General features: G+C 71.2%; 2 pseudogenes. One reads left to right on the top strand and one right to left on the bottom strand.

Going from position 1 to position 431, the window contains the following annotated elements:
• Nucleotides 1-128 (bottom strand): annotated as a pseudogene (locus EN846_RS33655) (NUDIX domain-containing protein); the annotation flags it as partial.
• Between the two features lie 21 nt (nucleotides 129-149).
• On the opposite strand from EN846_RS33655, the pseudogene EN846_RS33650 reads away from it, so the two are divergent.
• Nucleotides 150-431 (top strand): annotated as a pseudogene (locus EN846_RS33650) (hypothetical protein); the annotation flags it as partial.

The raw sequence follows: 431 nt of genomic DNA, 5'->3' as shown, positions 1-431 counted from the left end.
CGCCGGCTGGCGCGCCGGTTGAAATGCATCGACTTCAGGACCGGCGGCGCGGTGAGCGCGATGTTGCCTTCCTCGGCCAGTTCGCGCGCCAGCGCTTGAAGAAGCGTCTCGCCAACCTCGACGCCGCCGCATCCCGGAGTACCTGACGCATGAGCGAGATCACTGGTTTCACCGCCGACAGCGGCGCAGCACTGCCGCTGTACGTGCTGGACCGCGAACAGTTCGCGGCCTGGAAGGACGGCCAACCGGCCGCCACCCAGGCCTGGCTGGCGTCGCAGGGCTTCAGCGCCGGCGCGCACAGCGTGGCGTTGCTGCCGGGCGCCGATGGCCTGGCCGGCGCCGTGATCGGCGTCGGCGACCGCGCCGATGCCTACAGCTATGCGCACGCCCCGCACGCACTGCCCGAAGGCAGCGTGTGGCAGCTGGCCAAC

Origin of the sequence: Mesorhizobium sp. M4B.F.Ca.ET.203.01.1.1 (assembly GCF_004791025.1) — a bacterium.
Taxonomy (GTDB): Bacteria; Pseudomonadota; Alphaproteobacteria; order Rhizobiales; family Rhizobiaceae; genus Mesorhizobium; species Mesorhizobium abyssinicae.
This window is presented reverse-complemented; position numbering and strand designations above follow the sequence as displayed.